Annotated in this window: 18 protein-coding genes; 4 read left to right on the top strand and 14 right to left on the bottom strand. The window is 34.6% G+C overall.

Translation table 11 applies throughout. From position 1 onward, the window contains the following. Positions 1-225: 225 nt before the first annotated feature. A complete protein-coding gene (locus EG344_RS23335) occupies positions 226-459 on the bottom strand; it encodes a hypothetical protein (RefSeq protein WP_123911664.1) in 234 nt (77 codons plus the stop codon). A 316-nt stretch (positions 460-775) separates the two neighbouring features. Here EG344_RS23335 and EG344_RS23330 point away from each other — a divergent pair, with 316 nt between their 5' ends. Beyond that, a complete protein-coding gene (locus EG344_RS23330; RefSeq protein WP_123911663.1) occupies positions 776-1411 on the top strand; it encodes an NAD(P)-dependent oxidoreductase in 636 nt (211 codons plus the stop codon). Between the two features lie 54 nt (positions 1412-1465). Here EG344_RS23330 and uvrA read toward each other — a convergent pair whose 3' ends face one another. Beyond that, the gene (gene uvrA / locus EG344_RS23325; RefSeq protein ID WP_123911884.1) at positions 1466-4258 is read right to left on the bottom strand and encodes an excinuclease ABC subunit UvrA; all 2793 of its coding nucleotides are present in this window, start codon (positions 4256-4258) and stop codon (positions 1466-1468) included. A gap of 639 nt (positions 4259-4897) precedes the next feature. Here uvrA and EG344_RS23320 point away from each other — a divergent pair. Both EG344_RS23320 and EG344_RS23315 read left to right on the top strand, forming a co-directional pair. After that, entirely contained in the window at positions 4898-6709 is a 1812-nt protein-coding gene (locus EG344_RS23320; protein WP_123911662.1) for a TonB-dependent receptor plug domain-containing protein, read from the top strand. A 71-nt stretch (positions 6710-6780) separates the two neighbouring features. Continuing rightward, a complete protein-coding gene (locus EG344_RS23315; protein ID WP_123911661.1) occupies positions 6781-7497 on the top strand; it encodes a DUF2490 domain-containing protein in 717 nt (238 codons plus the stop codon). Here EG344_RS23315 and EG344_RS23310 read toward each other — a convergent pair. From EG344_RS23310 to EG344_RS23255, 12 genes are all read right to left on the bottom strand, one after another. After that, positions 7494-9428 carry a M48 family metallopeptidase gene (locus tag EG344_RS23310; RefSeq protein ID WP_228412809.1) on the bottom strand — a complete coding sequence of 645 codons (1935 nt, stop codon included), beginning with the start codon at positions 9426-9428 and terminating at the stop codon, positions 7494-7496. The two genes, EG344_RS23315 and EG344_RS23310, sit on opposite strands and share 4 nt — an antisense overlap. A 132-nt stretch (positions 9429-9560) precedes the next feature. Beyond that, on the bottom strand, positions 9561-10007 hold the full coding sequence (locus tag EG344_RS23305; protein WP_123855698.1) for a phosphohydrolase: 447 nt from the start codon (positions 10005-10007) through the stop codon (positions 9561-9563). 80 nt (positions 10008-10087) lie between these two features. Then, entirely contained in the window at positions 10088-10423 is a 336-nt protein-coding gene (locus EG344_RS23300; protein ID WP_123911659.1) for a YegP family protein, read from the bottom strand. A 153-nt stretch (positions 10424-10576) separates the two neighbouring features. After that, on the bottom strand, positions 10577-12352 hold the full coding sequence (locus tag EG344_RS23295) for an acyl-CoA dehydrogenase family protein (RefSeq protein WP_123911658.1): 1776 nt from the start codon (positions 12350-12352) through the stop codon (positions 10577-10579). Between the two features lie 116 nt (positions 12353-12468). Next, a complete protein-coding gene (locus tag EG344_RS23290; protein ID WP_123911657.1) occupies positions 12469-13647 on the bottom strand; it encodes a thiolase family protein in 1179 nt (392 codons plus the stop codon). A 49-nt stretch (positions 13648-13696) separates the two neighbouring features. Next, positions 13697-14011, bottom strand: coding sequence for a four helix bundle protein (locus tag EG344_RS23285; RefSeq protein WP_262697515.1), 315 nt, complete (start codon positions 14009-14011; stop codon positions 13697-13699). Between the two features lie 77 nt (positions 14012-14088). Next, positions 14089-16482 carry a 3-hydroxyacyl-CoA dehydrogenase/enoyl-CoA hydratase family protein gene (locus tag EG344_RS23280; protein ID WP_123911655.1) on the bottom strand — a complete coding sequence of 798 codons (2394 nt, stop codon included), beginning with the start codon at positions 16480-16482 and terminating at the stop codon, positions 14089-14091. Between the two features lie 53 nt (positions 16483-16535). Continuing rightward, a complete protein-coding gene (locus EG344_RS23275; RefSeq protein WP_123860527.1) occupies positions 16536-16988 on the bottom strand; it encodes a MarR family winged helix-turn-helix transcriptional regulator in 453 nt (150 codons plus the stop codon). Positions 16989-17153: 165 nt separating this feature from the next. Further along, entirely contained in the window at positions 17154-18077 is a 924-nt protein-coding gene (locus EG344_RS23270; RefSeq protein ID WP_123911654.1) for an ABC transporter ATP-binding protein, read from the bottom strand. 86 nt (positions 18078-18163) lie between these two features. Then, the gene (locus EG344_RS23265) at positions 18164-18541 is read right to left on the bottom strand and encodes a GxxExxY protein (RefSeq protein ID WP_123911653.1); all 378 of its coding nucleotides are present in this window, start codon (positions 18539-18541) and stop codon (positions 18164-18166) included. 708 nt (positions 18542-19249) lie between these two features. After that, positions 19250-20221 carry an iron ABC transporter permease gene (locus EG344_RS23260; protein ID WP_185145577.1) on the bottom strand — a complete coding sequence of 324 codons (972 nt, stop codon included), beginning with the start codon at positions 20219-20221 and terminating at the stop codon, positions 19250-19252. 20 nt (positions 20222-20241) lie between these two features. Beyond that, on the bottom strand, positions 20242-20805 hold the full coding sequence (locus EG344_RS23255) for a TlpA family protein disulfide reductase (RefSeq protein WP_123911651.1): 564 nt from the start codon (positions 20803-20805) through the stop codon (positions 20242-20244). Positions 20806-20837: 32 nt separating this feature from the next. On the opposite strand from EG344_RS23255, the gene EG344_RS23250 reads away from it, so the two are divergent. Next, complete coding sequence (locus EG344_RS23250) at positions 20838-21962, top strand: ferredoxin--NADP reductase (protein ID WP_123911650.1); 1125 nt, start codon at positions 20838-20840, stop codon at positions 21960-21962. Positions 21963-21967: the final 5 nt, after the last annotated feature.

Below are 21967 nucleotides of genomic sequence, written 5' to 3'. Positions count from 1 at the left end.
CATTTTCAGAACTTATACTTTTCTTTACTGAACAATTTATAAGAAGGAAGAGAGCAGGTAGAGGAGATATTATTTTTCCAAATTTCATGATAGAATGGCTTAATCACAAAAATCTGAATTTTTTCTGATATAATTGAATGGTTTTGAAGTCTTTTTTATGAATATAAATTTTAAAACATACAAAGAGCAGTAAAAACTGCTCTATATTTTATCTGATAAATATTTTTAAGAATATACACAACCGCATCCTGTTTCCCATGGCATACAGTCGCGTTTAGGCTCATGGCAGTTATCATCAGGATTACCTCCACCTGAAGATCTATAGCAGATTCCTCCGCTGCAATAATACGAACCTGAAACAGCAGGACACTTTCCTTCCATATCACAATCTGCATATGGAACATCTCCGCCACTTATCAATACAAGATGATTCCTTTTTAATTTCTTTAAATTTTTCATAGTATTTGATTTTTAATTTGTTAAATCATAAAATTATGAAATATATAATACTCAAACAAGTGATTTAATTGATTGTGAATTAATAGATAAATTTATTTTTATTTGAGATAACTGGAAATTGAGTATCTTTATTTCATTAAAATCTTATTCTAAATATCATCCGATATCAAGCATTATTCTAAAGCTTGAAAATAACAGGTCCAGAATTACTGAACCCAATACTTTATTATTTAAATCCAGCTTAGTTATGAATAAACAAACTACTCATGATTAAAATAGTTTGGATCATAACCATCATATTTAAAATAAGATCATTATGAAAACAAATACAATCGCCGTTATTGGTGGAACCGGAAAATCCGGAAAATATCTGGTACAAAACCTTCTTGAAAAAAGATATCCGATCAAGCTTTTATGGAGAAAGCCTGAAGACTTCAAAATGCAAGATCCTCTGATTGAAATAGTAAAAGGAGATGTGAGGGATGAAGAGGCTGTACATTCATTAATCGAAGGCTGCAATATTGTGATAAGTACACTAGGGCAGCCCAAAGAAGAAAAGTCAATCTTTAGTGATGCTACAAAAAATATCATCCGAACAATGAATCATTATGGAATCAAAAGATATATCGTAACCACTGGATTGAGCGTGAATACTTCAACGGATCAAAAAAATGACCGGGTGAAAATGGCTACCGAATGGATGTATCAGAATTATCCTGAAACCACTTCAGATAAGCAGAAAGAATACCAGCTGCTTTTAGAAAGTGATCTAGACTGGACTTTGGTACGCTTACCTCTGATTACTATAACAGACAGGAGTTGTAATACTGAAATAAGCCTGATCGATTGTAAAGGTGAAAATATCAGAGCTGCCGATCTTGCGGAGTTTTTGGTTTCACAGATTGAAAATTCTAATTACATTAGGGAAAGTCCATTTTTATATAATATTTAAATAGACCTTTAGGATAATAAAAAAACAGAGAGCTTAACGGCTCTCTGTCTGTATTTATTTCTCAAGTTTTTCCTTGATGTATTTTGCGGTATAAGACTTTTTATTTTTCGCCAGGTCCTCAGGGGTTCCGGCAAAAACTACCTCTCCACCATGTTTTCCAGCTCCTGGGCCAATATCAATAATATAGTCAGCACATTTGATAATATCCGGCTGGTGCTCAATAACGATCACTGAGTGTCCAAGTTCAATCAGTGCCTGTAATGATTTCAAAAGCTTTTGGATATCATGGAAATGAAGCCCGGTAGAAGGCTCATCAAAGATAAATAAAGTTTTATCTGTAGTAACTCCCTTCACAAGGAATGAAGCCAGTTTTACACGTTGTGCTTCACCACCGGAAAGGGTAGAAGAGCTTTGTCCCAACTGTAAATACCCCAATCCAACTTCCTGTAAGGGTCTCAGCTTGGTTACAATTTTTTCTTCATTATTATCTTTAAAGAATTCCAATGCTTCATCCACCGTCATATGAAGAATATCAGAAATATTTTTCTCATCGAATTTTACTTCAAGGATCTCATTTTTGAATCGTGTTCCTTTACAAACTTCACATTCAAGCTCAATATCAGCCATAAACTGCATAGAAACATTGATGACTCCTTCACCTTTACATTCATCACATCTTCCACCATCTACGTTGAAAGAGAAGTGCTTCGGTTTGTAACCCATCATTTTAGCAACCTTCTGCTTAGCAAAAAGATCACGGATGTCATCATATGCTTTCAGGTAGGTTACCGGGTTTGATCTTGAAGATTTTCCGATAGGATTCTGATCAATCAATTCAATATTTTTGATGAGCTTTTTGGGGAACTCTACAGAATCATAGTCTCCTTTTTTACCACCCATTCCCAGCTGAATCTGAATGTCGTTGGTAAGGATTTCCTTCATTAAAGTAGATTTTCCACTTCCGGAAACACCTGAAATAACGGTTAGACTTTCCAAAGGAACATCTACATCAATATTTTTAAGGTTATTCTGGCGGGCTCCTTTAATATGGATCCATTCTTTTGCTTTTCTACGTTTCTTCGGAACTTCTATTTCGAGTCTTCCTGTAAGGTATTCTGAGGTAAGCGTGTTGGCCTTTTTCAGATCCTTATAATCTCCTGCAAATACGAGTTCTCCACCAAGATAACCTGCCTCCGGTCCAATATCAATGATATAATCGGCGGCATGCATCACATCTTCATCGTGTTCCACTACAATGACAGTATTTCCTAAATCACGTAGATTTTTCAATACTTCGATGAGATTTTCAGTATCCTTGGAATGTAATCCGATAGAAGGCTCATCCAATATATAGATGGAACCTACCAAAGAACTTCCTAAGCTTGTTGCCAGGTTAATTCTTTGACTTTCTCCTCCTGAAAGGGTATTTGAGGTTCTGTTTAAGGTTAAATATCCTAACCCTACTTTTAGTAAAAACTCCAGACGGGTTGTGATTTCGTACAATAGACGTTTGGCAACTTCTTTATCGTGGTCAGATAATTTTAGACTGTTGATTAACGGAACAAGTTCATCTAACGGAAGCTCAATCATTGATTGAATGTTGTGTCCGTCTACTTTTACCCAGCTCGTTTCTTCACGCAATCTTAATCCTTCACAAGTTGGGCAAAGGGTTTTTCCTCTGTAACGGGAAAGCATGACACGGTACTGGATTTTATAAAGGTTTTCTTCAAGCATTTTGAAGAAATTGTTAATACATGGGAAAGTACTTTTACCATCACCTTTCCAAAGGAAATTTTTCTGCTCCTTGGTCAATTGATGATAAGGTTTATGAATAGGAAAGTCTCCTGCCTTTTTGATAAAGTCTTTTTTCCATTCACTCATTGTTTCTCCTCGCCAGCAGGCTACAGCATCTTCATAGATGGATAGTGTCTTATTAGGAACCACTAAATCTTCATCAATTCCAATTACTTTTCCATAGCCTTCGCATGCCGGACATGCTCCATACGGATTATTGAAGCTAAAAAAATGAACATTGGGTTCAAGAAACTCTATTCCATCCAATTCAAATTTATTGGAGAACTCTTTTACCTTTTCGGTGTCTGTATTTTTTAAAGAACAGTAGCCATGGCCTTCATAAAAAGCCATCTGAATAGAGTCTGCCAATCGCTGTAAAAAGCTTTCATCTTCTTCATAGGAAAAACGGTCGATTACCAAATTGATCTTCATTCCTTTTTCCGGGGCAAATCCGAAGCTTTCAAGATCTTCAATTCCTGCCAGATTTCCGTTGATTTCAAGTCTTGTAAAACCGGCAAGTTTTAAAACATTTAAAGTTTCCTTAAAATTATCAGCATCATATTCCAATGGAGCAGTCAATAAAAAGGAAGTATCTTTTTTAGAAGCCTTAATGAAGTCAACCACATCAGAAACCGAATCTTTTTTCACTTCTTCCCCCGAAACAGGAGAAAATGTTTTTCCAATCCTGGCAAATAAAAGCTTCATATAATCATAGATCTCTGTAGAGGTTCCTACGGTAGAACGTGGATTGGATGAAATTACTTTTTGCTGGATAGCGATGGAGGGTGCAAGTCCTTTAATATCATCAATTTTAGGCTTTTCTAATTTTCCTAAGAACTGACGGGCATAAGAACTTAAACTTTCCACATACCTTCTCTGTCCTTCTGCATAAATGGTATCAAAAGCCAGAGATGATTTACCACTTCCTGATACTCCGGTAATAACAATCAGTTTGTTTTTGGGGATCAGGACGTCTATATGTTTCAGATTATTAAGATGGGCATTCTTAACGAAAATCTGTTTTTTTATGTCTATTTCTGTAGTATTAGCCATATTTTGTTTATTCATAAAAGTAACTGTACAGTGTTGTAAACTGCCAGTTTAATGGTGTTTTCTGGAATATTCCAGGATGTCATCAATTGAACTTTCAAAACTATTTTCTATTCAACTGACAGAGACAACATGTTTGCAGAATGCTGCCCAAAATAGAGTTGAAAAAGAATCTTCTCACCGTAAAATTAAGACCCACAAAATTACGAATTTTTTAGCGAAAATTACATGATTATCCTATTACTAAAATTGTATATAAAATAAAAAATGAGAATGATGATCCCACAATATTACACTCAGAAAAAGAAGATTTAAAATGTTTTTTGTGGAATTATTTTCTTTTTGCCCTTTGTTGTTATTGAATTTTAAACAGTTTTTGATCTTTTAACACGTTTTTTTGCCAGGGTATTGTTTTATATTTTAAAATTATTTAAAATTGTATTCATAAATATGTAATATAGGAATGAGAAAATTATTCAGAGATCTAGTTACACATTTAATGAGAAAAAGATAGAAACTCTCCCTCAAAGAACATAGACGCAGCATTTCAGGCCGCGTCTTTTTTTATGACAAGTATCATTTGCCTGTCTTCCTGAACTCCCTTACTTTTGAACCTTGTTAAAAGAAACTACGGAAACGATTATGATCAAAAAGATAGGAAGTGTTTTTTTTCTGGGATCTCTGCTTTGGGTACAGGCTCAGGAAAAAACTACAGATATTGAAAAAATTGAATTTCAGGGGAAGTTTATCTCTACACCTTATAAAAGTGCCAACCAGAATATTACTGTAATCACCAAAGAAGATATTGCCAATGCCCCTTCAAAAAGTATTGATGAAATTCTTCAGCAGGTTCCGGGGATGGACATCAGAAGGAGAGGATCCAATGGAGTTCAGAGTGATATCAGTTTCCGTGGAAGTTCCTTTGAGCAGGTTTTATTATTATTGAACGGAGTCAGAATCAATGATTCACAGACAGGGCACAATTCTATGAACATTCCGGTGGATCTTGAAGATGTGGAAAAAATTGAGATCATCAAAGGCCCTGCTGCCAGACGTTTTGGGCAAAATGCTTACGCCGGGGTTATTAATGTGATTACCAAACCGGGAGTAGGAAAGAAGGTTAAAATAAGTGCAGAAGGTGGAGACTATAGTTCTTATAGATTAGGCTTTAATGCCCAGATGGGAAATGAAAAATTTTCCAATACCCTGCAGGCTAATTCTTCAGGATCTCAAGGCTATATGTATAATACGGATTATGAAATCAGAAATGTATTCTATCAGGGAAAACTGAATATTAAGAATGGTGATCTGAGACTTCAGGCCGGTTTTTCTGAAAAGAAATTCGGAGCTAATGGATTTTATGCTTCCAAAACTGCGATTGATCAGTATGAAGAAATGCAGGCATCTATTGTAAGTGTTGCCCATCAGCAGACTTTTGGAAAATTAAAGATTAATTCTAATGTATATTGGAGAAGAGGGCAGGATATGTACCTTTACAAAAGACAAGACCCTTCTTTTTACAGAAATATGCACATTGGAAATAATGTAGGAGGTGAAGTCAATTCCAGCTATCAATGGGGATTGGGAACTACAGGAGTAGGTGTGGAGCTGAGAAAAGAGTTCTTGGTAAGCAGTAATCTAGGAAATCCGAACCGTTTTGTTTCCCAGGTTTTCTTTGAACATCACTTCTCATTATTAGATAAAAAATTAAACATCAGTCCCGGAATCTCATGGGCAAACTATTCTAAAGAGGGTAATTTTTTCTATCCTGGATTGGATGTAGGATATAATTTCAATCCTAACAGCAAAGTCTATGGGAACATTGCCAAAGTACACCGTATTCCTACTTTTACCGATCTTTATTATGTAAGTCCGCAAGAGCGTGGTAACCCAAATTTGCTGCCTGAAAATGGTATTTCATCTGAGGTAGGTTACCAATATCAGGATAAAAAGATTTTAGCCAAAATTAGCGGGTTTTTAAGAGATTCAAAAAATTCTATTGATTGGGTAAAAAAAGATATCAATGATAAAACATGGGCTGCAGATAATGTAGGAAACATTAAAATCAAAGGAATAGAAGCCGAAGTAAACTACAAAATGAACGATTGGCTGAAGGTGATGGCAGGATATACTTATATTGATGGTAAGTTTCAGAAATCCAATGAATTCGTTTCAAAATACGTTATGGATAATCTGAGACATCAGTTCATTGGTAAAATGGAGACAAAATTCCTAGGTGCTTTCACAAATGAATTGGTTTACAGGTACAATCAAAGGATGAACCTGGGAAGCTATCAGCTGTTGGATGAAAAATTAAGCTTTAGCAAAAAAGATTATTCGGTATATGTTCTAGTGAATAATATTACCAATACAAAATACACGGAAGCATTTGGAGTAGAAATGCCACAAAGATGGTTTCATATAGGCTTTTCTTATACAATTAACATGAAGTAAGTGTTAAATCAATATTAATTAAAGTTAATATTAACAAATTGTTAAAAAAATTACATTTGCAAAAATTTTTTATGAAACGTTTTCTAGGTTTAGGGCTACTTCTTAGTCTATCTTTATTCAAAGCTCAGGAACATATTTCCAGCTTCAATGCAGTAACGCTAACCTATAAGTTTCATCCTAAATTTTTCATCTACGGAGAAGGGCAATTAAGAGGTAATGAAGATTATACCTACCCGGATTATTATGAAATAAAAGGGGGATTAGGGTATAATCTTACCAAGAATCATAAACCTTTTGTAGGACTGGGAAGGTATGTCAATTATAAGGACCACAAATTAAGCAGGGAAGAGTTCAGAGTATGGCTTCAGGATATCATTGATATCAAAAAGGGTATTGTGAAGTTTGAAAACCGTTTCCGTGCTGAGAAAAGCTGGTTTTATGAACCACAAACGGATCAGACATCCCAAAGAATGCGGTATCGTTACCGTCTGAATGTAAGTGTTCCTTTAAACTCTAAAACGATCAAAAAAGGAACTGTTTTTGCCAATGCTTATGATGAAATCTTCCTGGTATCCCCAATGAAGCCCACTTTTGCCAGAAACAGGGTGTATGGTGGTTTTGGCTATCAGATTGATGACTATTTTGGAATTTTGAGCGGATACCTTTGGCAACGTGAATTTGAAGCAAAAGGAAATAAGAATTTACATTTCATCTACCTGGCATTGAATATCAATATTGATGGTACAGATCACGAGGTGAAAACATATGATTTCCCAGGGGCAGACTAAGAGGCTCTGTCTAAATCTGACTGTAAATTTAATAGATCCTGTTTTGTATTAAGGTAATAAGTAGTTAAAAGACCCTGATATTTTTCAATCAATAAGTATACTGAATCTACCTCATTCTGAAGATATCGGTCATTATTGAAATAAATATATTCAGTATTTACAAACTGCTGAAGAAGGTTATTTTCTTCATCCGTCAGGAATTCTTTGTAAGCAGAATTTTCCAGAAGGTTTCTGATCTTTTGTTTAAACGGTTTTTCTGCCTTCAAAAGCTTTGCTCTGTGTTTACGAATTTCTTCAAAAGGTAAAGTAACCGTCATGAATTGTAAGTATCCGATAAATTCATTAAGGCTTTCTTGAAATTCATCAAATTCCTTGTCTATTGCTGACATTTTTTTGTATTGACGTATTAAATCCATTCGCTGTTCATCAGTGCATATATGATAATAATGCTGGAAAATAGATTTGTCGTTTGTATGAAGCTCAGCAGTTACCTGGGTAAGTTCTTTTTCAAGTTGTGGGATAATGTTTCCAGCCTCTTTTGCTTTGTGTAAGGTACCGTTATATCTGAACGTTTTTATTTCTTTTGGTTGAGAAACTAAATATTTTAAAGTTTGAAGATCTTGCTCTATCCCTGCTTTTTCATACACAAGAGAAACTTTTTTATCACTGAAAAGGTCATATCCATGTTGAAGCCCGGAATCTGGAATAATAGCTTCAATATTTTCTAAAATAGGGTTATGCCTTTCATAATATCCATTAAAACAAGAAATCAGATGCTGATAATTATTGTTTTCCAGATAAAGCGCTGTAAAAGTTTCGTCATCAATAACTTCTCCAACATTTTTAATATTTAATAATGTGAGATACTTTGAAGTTAAAGTTTCGCATATACTTTCATAGCCTTTTATTATTTCTCCGGCAGGTCTGTGATCTCTGCTTGTATTTTGGGATTCGTTCCTTTTGATCCTTTCTACTCTTTTGGCAATATCGGGATGAGATGCCCATTGGTCTTCAATCTCAATTCTGGATTTATTATATCGGGTCAAATCTTCTAGATCTATTTGTGGAAGTCCGTTTACATAAGGATGATTATTTCTTTCACTGAAAATTTTCATTAAAGAAACCTGGTTTTTATAAATATTTTTAGGAAGATATTTCTGATTGTTCTCAATATAGAAATTGAGCGTATAAGTAAGAGCAACATCACTCAATTCTAATCTTAATAACGATGAAATCTGCTCTTCAGGATTCGTTATGAACGTTGAGATGGCATCGGCATGATATTCCATTTCTCTTTGAAGCGAAGCATGGTTTTTAAAAAGAAAATTTGAAATACTTTTAAGAATATATTGAAATGCATTGATAAAACTCACTGAGATGAGACCGAAAATTTTAAAAAATACATTGCCTCCTGAAAACTCTATAATGAAATTTTCATAATCTTTATTATTGTAAACGGTTTCAAAAATGATTTTTTCGGCCTGATTCACATAACCACCTACTTTCATACTTCTTTGAGAAAAATGGCCAAACTCATGAGCAAGAACCGTTCTCAATTCTCCGGCACTTGTTGAATTAATAAGTCCCATGCCTATAGTAAGGTTTTTCTTTACAGGAAGAAACATACTCCAGAAAATAGAATTATAGCTTACACTGGCATTTACCTCCGGTGAAAGAAAAACTTTCTTGGGAGCCTGAACTTTTGTTTCCTTTACAATTTCGTCAATCATGTTAAAAAGTTCGGGCTGATGGGAGCGTGTTACTTCTATCAGATGACGTGTACTGTAATTATTTTTTCTGAAAATAAATCGGATAAGAAAGATAAATACAAAAACACCTATACTAAATAATCCTACCGCGCCAAAAATAGTAAAATAATTAACTTTAATACTCAATAGCTGGATGGCACCATAACCTAATAGGAAAATCATTAGGAGAGAAGTTAGAATAAGTATTAAATACATCAGAAAAAAAACTGAAACTGATATAATAGCAGAAGTCAGCTTAGATTGATAAGCAGGTGAAATTTTGGGCAGGTTATTAGTCATTTGTGTGTTTTTTAATTAGTATTTCTCTATAAGATAACGATAGGCTTTAAGATATTTATTAAATCTTTTAATGTCTTTAGGAGTAAGTTCGCGGTTTACTCTTCTAAGATCCATATTATCGCGAAGATCATTAATTTTTACTGCAACCGCAAGAAGGGATCTTTCTGTTCTTTTAATGAATTCATCGTAGTCTTCCTCCGGATCGAATTTGGTAAGGCAGCTGATGGCGAAAATAATGTATTCGGGAAATCCTTCTGCTCTTAAATAATCAAGGCTGAATTCCAATGGATGATCTTCTACAACATCATGCAGCACACCAACGATTTTTTCATCAATTGTTTTACCATATTCCATGACACGCATAACGTGTGCAATATAAGGAGCGTGGTATTTATCAGTTTGTCCTTTATGAGCCTTATCGGCAATCTTTATAGCTTTATTGAGTAGTTCTTCTTTTGTCATTTTTCTATGAAAATAGAGTACAAAAATAAAAAATGCCTTAAAAATATAAGACATTTTTATTAAGATTATTTAGTAATATTCTAGAAATTTGTTTCATCCTCTACAGAAGCATTGGGAGCGTTATTTTTTACAGATTCTATTCCATTTTCCATCCCGTTATCAGATTCATACATCTGGCTGGTTCCGATGATTTGCCCATTTCCGGCTTTAAGGTTAAAATAACATCTGCCATCTCTGGCGGTATTCCTTTCAAATTTGGCATCTTCCTGAGAATTGATTTTTACAGAACTGACTCCGTTCTCACAGGACGGTTTTGTACTGTATCCCTGGCTTGTTAAAATTACTTGGCCGTTTCCGGCTTTAAGGTTGAACTGAAAATCTCCGTTGGTTCTTTTAGAAATAATAAATTTTCCCATAAGTTTGTATTTTGGTTAAAGGTTTTAGTATCATAAAGTTAGAGAAAAAATATTGAAATCTGAATTTTTTTCAAAATTCTCTTTTGTGAACGAATAAATAACAAAAAACGCCCCAAAATGGGACGTTTTGAAATCAAATTTATGTTATAGAGACTAATAAGCTCCTTTTTCGATATAGTGAGCCGCTACTTTTTCAGTTAATGCTACTACATTCGGATGATTAGTATACTTAGTGAATCTTCTTAATCCTGAAAGCATCATTCTCTGCTCATCTCCTTCAGCAAAAGAAATGATTCCCTCTTTAGCTGCTACAATGATTTTCTCAACCGCTTTGTAAAGGTTCAATTGAGCCATAGCTGCTTCTACAGAATCAGGAGAGAAGTGTTTTTGAGCTCTTAATATTGCAGATTCTGCCATATAGATCTGGTTAAGGATCTCAGAAGCATTCAGTAATAAGTGTTGTTGCTTTTCAATGTCCATCATATATTTTTGAAGAGCTGCTCCGGAAACCATTAAGAATACTTTCTTAAGATTAGCGATAATAGCTTTCTCTTCACTCATGAATTCTGAATAATCAGGAACTTCAAATGAAGGAATACCCATCAATTCTTTGCTGATAGCCATTGCAGGAGATAAAAGGTCTAATTCACCTTTCATTGCTCTTTTAATAAGCATTCCTACTGCTAATAATCTGTTGATTTCGTTCGTTCCTTCATAGATTCTTCCAATTCTCGCATCTCTCCAGGCAGATTCCATAGGAGTATCTTCAGAGAATCCCATTCCACCATAAATCTGAATTCCTTCATCGGCAGTATTTTGGGTAAGATCAGATACAAAAACTTTAAGAATAGAAGCTTCTACAGCAAATTCTTCAACCCCTTTTAATTCAGCTTGTTGATGATCCATTCCTCCGGAAACTAATTCTTCGATTTTATCTTCAACATTTTTTGCTAAACGGTATGAACCTGCTTCACTTACGAAAACTCCGGTTGACATTTCAGCAAGCTTCTTTCTGATCGCTCCGAAAGTAGAGATCGAAACTCCGAATTGTTTTCTTTCATTTGAATATTGAATAGAATGATTCAAAATTCTTCTTTGTCCGTCAAGATTTGCTGCAGCCAATTTAATTCTACCAACATTTAATGCATTCAAAGCGATTTTAAAACCATTATTTCTTTCACCCAACATATTTTCTACAGGAACTTTCATATCATTGAAGAAAACCTGACGTGTAGAAGAGGAACGAATTCCTAATTTATGCTCTTCTTCTCCAAAAGTTAAGCTTTCAGGGTTTTCCAGTTCAGAACGGTTGATAACGAAACCGGTGATGTTTTTATCATCATCAATTTTAGCAAATAAAGTGAAAGTATCAGCAAAACCTGCATTGGAAATCCACATTTTTTGTCCGTTGATGATGTAATGTTTTCCATCATCTGACAATTTTGCTCTGGTTTTCCCTGAATTGGCATCAGAACCCGCATCCGGTTCAGTCAAACAATAAGCACCGAATTTTGTTCCGTTCGCTAAATCCGGAAGATACTTCTTTTTTAATTCCTCAGTTCCATAAAGGAGAGTAGGAAGTGTTCCTATTCCTGTATGCGCTCCATAAGCTGTTGCTAATGATCCATTTCCACCTGAAACGTAATCACAAGCCAACATTGTACTCACGAATCCCATTCCAAGACCTCCATATTCTTCAGGGACAGTAATTCCAAGAAGTCCCATTTCTCCTAATTGACGCATTTTCTCTTCAGTCAATGCATAATCCTTTTTCTCAAAACGATCATGTTGTGGAACAACTTCTCTATCTATAAATTCTTTCGCAGAATCGCGAAGCATTTTTTGTTCTTCGCTCAGTTCTTCAAGACTGAAAATTTCATTTGCAGGAATTTCCTTGATCAGGAATTCACCTCCTTTTAATGTAGCCATATATTATTTTGTTTTTTTTAATTGATTATTTTGTATCAAAGTATTCATGTAGAATATGTTCATGATTTTATGCTTGTAAGTCATAAATACATTTTACGTAAATACATCAGTACGCTTTAAAGTAGTTCAAAGATTGAAGCCGCTCCTTGTCCGGTTCCCACACACATAGAAACCATTCCGTATTTGTTTCCACGTTTTCTCATTTCGTCAAGAAGTTGTACGGTCAATTTTGTTCCTGTACATCCAAGTGGGTGACCAAGAGCGATTGCTCCTCCGTTTACGTTTAAGATATCAGGGTTTAAACCTAGCTCTTTTTTAATAGCCACTGATTGTGATGCGAAAGCTTCGTTTAATTCGATCAAATCAATATCCTTTAATTCAAGACCAGCTTGTTTCAATGCTTTTGGAATAGCATAGATAGGACCCATTCCCATAATTCTTGGCTCAAGACCTGCTGCTGCATAAGCTACTAATCTTGCTTCCGGCTCAAGACCTAATTCTTTTACCATTTCCTCGCTCATTACCATGACGAAAGCGGCACCATCACTCATCTGAGAAGAGTTTCCGGCAGTTACGCTCCCTCCGTTAGCGAAAACAGGTCTAAGTTTAGCTAAACCTGCTAGCGAAGTATCAGCTCTTGGACCTTCATCTACCGAGAAATCGAATTTCTTCGTCTGAAGCTTCTGATTTTCATCAAGGAAATTATATTCTACAGGGATCGGAACAATCTGGTTGGCAAATTTTCCCTCCTGGTTAGCTTTTAAAGCCTTCATATGAGATTCAAATGCGAACTGATCTTGTTCTTCTCTGGTAATATTGTACTGTTTTGCTACTTCTTCAGCTGTGTAACCCATTCCCCAATAATAATCAGGGTTTGTTTTAGCGATATCAGTTTCTGGAACCGGCTTGTAACCACCCATCGGGATATAAGACATAGATTCTGTACCTCCTGCAATGATACAATCTGCCATTCCAGCCTGGATTTTTGCAGAAGCAATTGCAATAGCCTCACTTCCTGAAGCACAGTATCTGTTTACAGTTACTCCCGGAACTTTATCTGTATTTAGACCCATCAGGGAGATCAGACGGGCTACGTTTAATCCTTGCTCTGCCTCAGGCATTGCATTTCCTACAATAAGGTCATCAATTCTGTTTTTATCTAATTGCGGAAGCTCAGCCATTAACTTTTCAATAACTGTTGCTGCCATAACGTCAGGACGTGTAAAGCGTAGGGAACCTTTTGGTGCTTTTCCTACTGCTGATCTAAATCCTTTTACGATGTATGCTGTTTTCATTTTTTTTGTATTAAAGTATTTATGTAAAATGTATTTATGATTAAAATGTTTAAGTATTAAATTTTTGCTTCAATTTCACCAACATATTTTGTATATGCTTGATTTCAGAATAAGTAATATTAAAATCATCGTTTTTAAAGAACCCCAAATCATTAGCAATTAATATCTGGGTTTCAAATTCAAATGAAGAACCTAATGCAATATTCAAAAAATGTGAAAATTGAGCATTTGTATCTCGACCTGCGCCTTCAGCAATATTAGAAGAAATTGAATATAAACTTCTTCTTGATTGTGATGTCAATCCGAACATTTCATCTTTTGGAAAATTATTTGAAGCCAGGTAAAATATTTTACAAAGTTTCATTGATTTTGTCCAAACTTCTAAATCTCTGAAATTGTGCATCGTTAATACATTAATACTTTTTACATTTTACAAAAGATCTAGTTTCTAAGTGGTTTCCCATTTTGTAACATATACTGAATTCTTTCCAAAGTTTTTCTTTCACCACAAAGCTGAAGGAATGTTTCTCTTTCAAGGTTCAATAAGTACTGCTCGGTAACTACTGTAGGTTCAGATAAGTTTCCACCTACCATTACATTGGCTAATTTGTCTGCAATTTTCTTGTCGTGCTCGGAGATATATTTTCCTGTTAACATCTGATCTGTTCCTACGTAAAACATTCCTAATGCATCTCTACCCAAAACTTTTACTTTTTGCTCGATAGGTTGAGTATAGCCTTGTTCCGCTAATAGTTTTGCAACTTTTTTAGCTTCAGCAATCTGTCTGTTTTTGCTTACGGAAACAATATCTTTCCCTTTTTCAAGGATTCCCATATCGTAAGCTTCGTATGCTGAAGTAGCTACTTTACCCATAGCGATATTCATGAATGCATCACGAAGTCTGTTGTTTTTAACATCGTCACTGTGGAATTCTCTAGAAGTTCTTAAAGTAAGTTCTTTAGTACCACCACCACCAGGAATTACACCCACTCCGGTTTCTACCAGTCCGATATAAGTTTCTGCGGCTGCAACCACTCTGTCTGCATGCATTGTCATTTCACATCCTCCTCCTAAGGTCATTCCGTGAGGAGCAACGACTACAGGAATAGAGGAGTAGCGTACTCTCATCATTGATTTCTGGAAATAAGCAATCGCCATATTCAAATCATCCCAATCCTGCTCAATTGCCATCATAAGAATCATGGCAAGGTTAGCTCCTACAGAGAAGTTAGCTCCTTGGTTTCCTACTACTAATCCATCGTATTCTTTTTCTGCCAAATCAATAGCTCTGTTTAGCCCATCTAAAACCTCGCCCCCAAGAGAATTCATTTTGGAACGGATCTCGAAGTTGATGATACCATCACCTAAATCAAGGATTGCAGCCCCTGAATTGCTCCAAAGCGTTTTGTTTTTTCTGATGTTATCAAGGATAATGAAAGCATCCTGTCCAGGGATTTTGTTGTATTCTCCTGAATTTTTATCAACATAAATGCTTTGTCCTTCATCATTAACTTTATAGAAAGTTTCTACATTTTTAACCCAGTCAGAAACTTCATAACCTGCGTCTTTTGCTAATTCAATACCTTTTTGAACACCTACAGCATCCCAAATCTCAAATGGACCATTTTCCCATCCGAAACCTGCTCTCATAGCGTCATCTATTTTATAAACTTCATCAGAAATTTCAGGAACTTTATGAGAAACATAAGCGAATAATGCACCTAATGATTTTCTGTATAGTTCACCTGCTTTATCTTTACCTCCGATCAATACTTTGAATCTGTCAATTGGTTTATCAATAGACTTTGTTAATTCTAGAGTAGGGAATGAAGATTTGCCTTGAAGTTCGTATTCTAAAGTATCAAGATTCAATCCGTGAATTTCAGATTTTCCATCTGCGTTTTTCACTTTTTTATAGAATCCCTGTTCAGTTTTTGAACCCAGCCATTTATTATCCATCATTTTTTGGATATAAGGAGGAAGAGCAAATACATCATTAAAGTCATTAGCTTCAGCACCGCTTTGGCGAACACCGTTGGCTACCATAACTAAAGTATCAAGACCTACCACGTCAGCAGTTCTGAAAGTTGCCGATTTTGGACGTCCAATTACAGGACCTGTTAATTTATCAACGTCAGAAACAGTAAGTCCTAATTTCTGTACATTGTGAAGTAGATCCATCATAGAGAATACCCCGATTCTGTTAGCAATGAACGCTGGAGTATCTTTTGCTAAAACGGTAGTTTTACCTAAGAATTTAGCCCCATAATTCATGTAAAAATCTATGATTTCCGGATCTGTATCGTTTGTTGGAATAATCTCAAGAAGAGGAAGATATCTTACCGGGTTGAAGAAGTGAGTTCCTGCAAAGTATTTTTTGAAATCCTCGCTTCTTCCTTCTGTAAGGAAATGAATCGGAATCCCTGAAGTATTAGAAGAAATTAATGTTCCCGGCTTTCTGAACTGTTCAATTTTTTCATAGACAGATTTTTTGATGTCAAGTCTTTCAACAACTACTTCAATAATCCAGTCTGTATTTTTAATTTTTGGTAAATCATCATCGAAGTTTCCAATTTTGATTCTGTCTGCAAACTTTGGTGAATAAAGAAGTGCAGGGCTTGCTTTTTTAAGTTTTTCGAAGTTTTCAGCAGCAATTCTGTTTCTTACTGCCTTGTCTTCTTTGGTCAAACCTTTTTTCTGTTCAGCTTCAGTCAATTCAAAAGGTACAATATCCAAAAGTGACACTTCCACACCAATGTTGGCGAAGTGAGCTGCGATACCGCTACCCATAATTCCTGAACCAAGAACTGTTACGTGTTTGATTCTTCTTTTCATATCTATTTTTTTATTATTTATAAGGTTATATGAACCGTACAGTTCATGATAATTTATTTTCTGTTATTGAGCAGCTCATTGGCTATTTTCATGATCTCAGTCATCACATCTTTGAAAGCATCCATCTTTTCCGGGCTGATCTTTTCCATCACCTTTTTATTAAAGTTGACTACTACTTCTTTAGACATATTTCTGGAGTTTAAACCTTTATCGGTAAGTTTGATAATCACCTCTCTTTTATCTGTGGTGGTTTTCTCCTTATAGATATATCCGTTATCTTCCAAAAGTTTAATAATTCTCGTTAGGGAAGTGGGTTCAATGGCCATTTTAGGTCCAAGATTCGTACTTCGTGTGCCTTCTTTGGGATCAATTTTAAGAAGGGTGAGGGCTTGCACTGCTGTGGAATCATGTTCCTGAGCCAATTCTGTGTACATTTTAGAAACAGCCAACCAGGTCTGCTTTAAAATTAAATCTACGTTTTCTATTTTTTCCTTATTATTATCCATCATTTTTGCGCTAATGGTTTTACCCAAATTTAGTAAATATTATGCATGCATAATATTTATTAACGTTAAATTTTGTTAATAAGTTGATAGTAAAAGAGTTAAATTGTATGATTTGCATAATACTATGCATGCATAGTATGTGAAATAATTAAAGAAAACTGTTGATTAGTAAATGTTTTCAATGAAATTTATGATTTCTTCGAAGGATTCGCATTGTTGTTTCTGAGAATCGTTAGTAATTACCCAAAAACTGTTCTGAAATTCAAAATGAAGAGAAGAAAGGTCTTTTGAGAAGTTTTTTTGAAGCAAAGAATAGAGCATTTCCTTCTGAACGGGCGGTGCAGAGATATGTGGCGGAATAAAACTCTCATGTATTTGAAATAATGAAACATTGGTAAGCTCATCATGCTGAAGCAATACGTCCTCCACAATTCCTGAATAAAGCTGTTTGTCTTTTACATACCATATTTTATCAGCAAACTCCTTAGCCAGACGCCAGTCATGTGAAGAAAATAAGATAAGTTTGTTTTGTTCCTTTGCCAGCTTTCTCAGAGTTTTCAAAATAATGATCTTATTTTTCTCATCTAAATGGGTGGTCGGTTCATCCAGAATAATAACAGGAGAGTTTTGGGTAATAGCACGTCCAATAAATGCTTTTTGAAGATTTCCATCTGAAAGATTTTTAAGGAGTGTATATTTGTATTGTCCAAGCTCCAGTTCCTCAATAATGTGAGCAACCTCTTCACGATCTTCCTTCTTCAATTCAAAATAAAAAGGGTAGTAGATGTATTTTCCCAATGAAATAAGATCTTCTACCGTATAATGCTGTGGAATAACCGATTTTGAAAAAACAATAGCAATATTCTCTGCAATTTCCTTTACAGAAAGTCTTTTTACATTCTTATTATGAATTAAGATTTCTCCATCCAGTAATGAAATCTGATGAAGAATAGATTTGATTAAAGTCGTTTTTCCTACACCATTATTTCCAATCAATAAGCATACATCACCAAGCTTTAATTCTGCATTAGCATTTGAAATTAATGTTTTGTTGTATCCGATATTGGCTTGTTTGATTTGTATATGCATGCTTGATGTTGGTTAAAATGCAAAGTTGCAGATTGTAGTACAAAAATACTGTTTTAAGGCGCATGGAATTTGACTTTGTCAAATTTTTATAAATTATTTACTATTCTTGAAATTCCATTTTTGAAAACATCAGATTGAAAATTGAGTAACATACCCAGTTTACAATTGGCCATTTTTAAATAAGTTAGAAGTTGAGCTTTATGAACAGGGCTGATATAATCAACAGTTTTTATTTCTAAGATAACTTTGTTTTCTATAATCATATCAAGCCTGAAAGCATTTTCAATTTTCAAATCCTCATAAATAATAGGAAGCAGTTTTTGTCTTTCCACTAAGAATCCTGATTTTGTTAATTCATAGAACATACATTCCTCATAAACATTTTCGAATAATCCTGAACCAATCTTTTTGTGAATTTTTAAACCAGCATCAAAAACAATTTTTGATAATTCGTTTTCTGTCATTTGTTGTGTGTTTTTGTAATTATAAATATAAGGATTGTTGGATAAATACATATATAGAAAAGATTTATCATATTTTAGAAAATTAGATTTTTTTTGCAAGCATGGGAGTGTGTTTTTGTTATTATATATGTTTTGATTAGAGTTTTCTTGTTGGGTAATCGCAAAGACGCAAGGATTTATTATGCGTTACGTGTATTTTTAAGGCGCAAGAAAATCAAAGATTTTCAGCAAGCGTGATTGCATAACTTAATAATATATTTTAGATATATACATTCAATTTTATCGTAGATAAAATATTTTGTGCCTTAAAGCATGATGCTGGTAAATAGTTTTGAGTCTTTGGCGTTAATCCAACAAAAAAATCAGACTTTACTCTACTTCAAAACGACTATCAATACCAAATAGGTTTCTATGCGTACAATTTTAGATTTAAATATATATTACAGTATTCAGTTTTATCATAGATAAAATCTTTTGCGCCTTAAAGTACGGTGATGGTAAATAATTTTGCGTCTTGGCGTTAATCCAACAAAAAAATCACACTTTACTCTACTTCAAAAGGACTATCAATACCAAATAGGTTTCTATGCGTGCAATTTTGGATTTAAATATATATTACTGTATTCAATTTTATCGTAGATAAAATCTTTGCGACTTAAAGCATGAAGCAGGCAAAAAACTTGCGCCTTCGCGTTTCCAATAAAAACATTAAACCTTATTCTGCTTCAAAAGCATCAGTAAGATCACAGGAATTCCAAAGACAGAACTTATCACATTCAATGGGATTTGAGTTTTTTCCGCAATGACAGAGAAGAACAACATAACCAGCATTCCCAGAAACATATTTAAGATCCACTGCTGCCATAATTTGGAAGGGTTATAGATCAATCGGCAAAAGTGAGGAACAATAATTCCTATAAAGAGGATAGGTCCTAAAAAAGCAGTAATAGATGCTGATAGGAGAGAAGAAGCTATAATGATTAAAAGTTTTAAATGCTTCAGATTAACTCCCAAACTCTGTGCATATGAAGTTCCTAATGAATTTCCGATTAACGGTTTTATGGATTTAAAACAGAAAAACAGTCCTATCAATACTAAAATGAATAATACATAGATTTGATTTCTGGTGACCATATTATTGGCTCCAAAAGACCACAGGATGTAGTTTTTAAGGCTTTGATTCTCCGCATAAAACTGTAACAGTGAAACGATGGCTCCCGCAAAAGCAGATACCAGAAACCCGAAAATAATCAGGTAAGATTTGTCCTGAAATTTATTGGACATGGATAACAGAATCAGCATCAATAATAAACTTCCTCCAATCGCTGATAAGCTAAGGAAACTGTTTTGGAGAAATTCCGGAAGCAAAATATTATGAGAAAAGAAAATATAAAATGCTACTGATAAACTGGCCACAGAAGTAATTCCCAGGATATCAGGTCCGGCTAGTGGATTTTGAAAATATTCCTGCATCAGAAATCCTGATGTCGGAATTGAGATTCCTGCTAACAGCATGACAAGAACCCTGTTAATACGGATTTCTGCAATTTGACTCTGTGCAGAATCCTGGAAAAAATCCTGAAGATTTAAACTCAAAAATCCTGTGTTCAGATTAACGATTGCTCCTCCAAGGATGGCAATGGTCAATAATAAACACAGGATTTTAAATCTTTTTGACATGATTCAGAAAGATGTATATTTTATTTTAGAAACGCATTGATTTTAGAGTTCAATACTTCCTCTGTCATCATTCCTAAATATTCGTCTGTTTGATTTCCTTTTCTCATAAAGGTAAAAGGAATTGAACCTCCATCCCATTGCTTGAAATTATTGGAAAAGAAAGTCGGATCTAATTTTTGCCCATCCAGTAAGATAACACTAGCTCCAAGATTGTGTTCTATCACAAAATCTTTCACTTTGGTATCCCAATCAGCTTTGTCATCAAGGTTTACAAAGGTGAACTTTACAGGTTTATCTTTTAATTCCTGCATTTTATTTTTAAAACTTGGGATTTCTCTGATACAAGGTCCACACCAGGTTGCAAAAAAATTAGTAACATAGAGGGTATCATTATTTTTAGCTAATTGCTGACCTACATTTTCAGGAGACAGTTCTTTGGGAATATATGTGGCCGGTTGATCCTTTGTGTTTTGTGCTACAGCAACAGAATCGGTAACACTAGTACTGCCTTCAGCTTTTGAATTTTCTTTCTTACAGCTGTAAAGTGCAGCCAGAATTAACGTTGATAAAATTATTTTCTTCATAAATTATTTTTTATCTATTTTTGAATTGAAGTATGGAACAACAAATCTATAAAGGGAAACTAATACAGTTTCATCCGTTAAAAATAGCGAAAAAGGTAGAGCTGACCAAAAATACTTTTTCTCTGGAGTTCGTTATTCCGGAGAGTTTGAAAGAAAACTTTAAGTTTGATGCCGGGCAGTTCGTTAGTGTAAAATTTCAATCGCATGGAGAAGAAGTGATTAATGATTATTCGATGACTTCCGCTCCTTATGAAGAAAAAATATGTTTGGGAATAAAAGTGAATGCTCCTGATGGAGCTACTTCTCAGCTTTTTCAAAACTACAATGAAGGTGATGAATTAATGGTAAGTGAACCTGCCGGAAGATTTACCATAGTATCTAAGCCCAGTGAGTTCAGAACAATAGTTGCTTTTGCTGCCGGCATTGGAATTACTCCTATTTTAAGCCATTTTAAAAATATCCTTCATAACGAACCAAGAACAAGATTATTTCTGTTTTTTGGAAATAAGAGTTCAGAAGACCTGATTTACAGAGATCAGCTGGATACCTTTGCCCGAACCTGTGGTGACAGGCTACAGATCTTTTACTTCTTTTCACAGGAAAAAACTGCCGATCAGTTTTTCTATGGTAGGCTGGATGAAAAAAAATTAAATTTAATTATCAATCAGATCCTGCATTTGGACGATACTGATGAAGAATCCACGATTTGGGATGCTGTGGATGAAGTATTGATTTGCGGAAAAGGGGAGATGATTAAAACCTTAGCAAACGCCTGTTACCATCACGGAATTCCAAAACGAAATATTCATTTTGAACTTTTTGAAGAATATAATGATGATATTTATCCTGTAGAAAAAGAATTTCCGCTGATTGAAAATATAGAGGTAGAATTTACGATGCTTGGGAAAAAATATACTACCCAACTTCCTGATAATAAGGATAGAATACTACAACAGCTTTTGCTTCAGAAATTCCCTGTTCCTTATTCATGTAAATCCGGAATTTGCGGAAGTTGTGAATGTTCTTTGGAAGAAGGAGAAGTGGAACTGTTGGAAAATGAATATCTTACCGAAAAAGAAGAAATACAGGGGCATATATTAGCTTGCATGTCAATAGTGAAAAGTAAAAAAATAAAGCTTAACTTTGATCTTAGTTGAGAATT

It is taken from the genome of Chryseobacterium sp. G0162 (assembly GCF_003815715.1).
Classification (GTDB): Bacteria; Bacteroidota; Bacteroidia; order Flavobacteriales; family Weeksellaceae; genus Chryseobacterium.
Note: the sequence above shows the minus strand (reverse complement) of the source record. Positions and strands in the feature narration are given on the sequence as shown.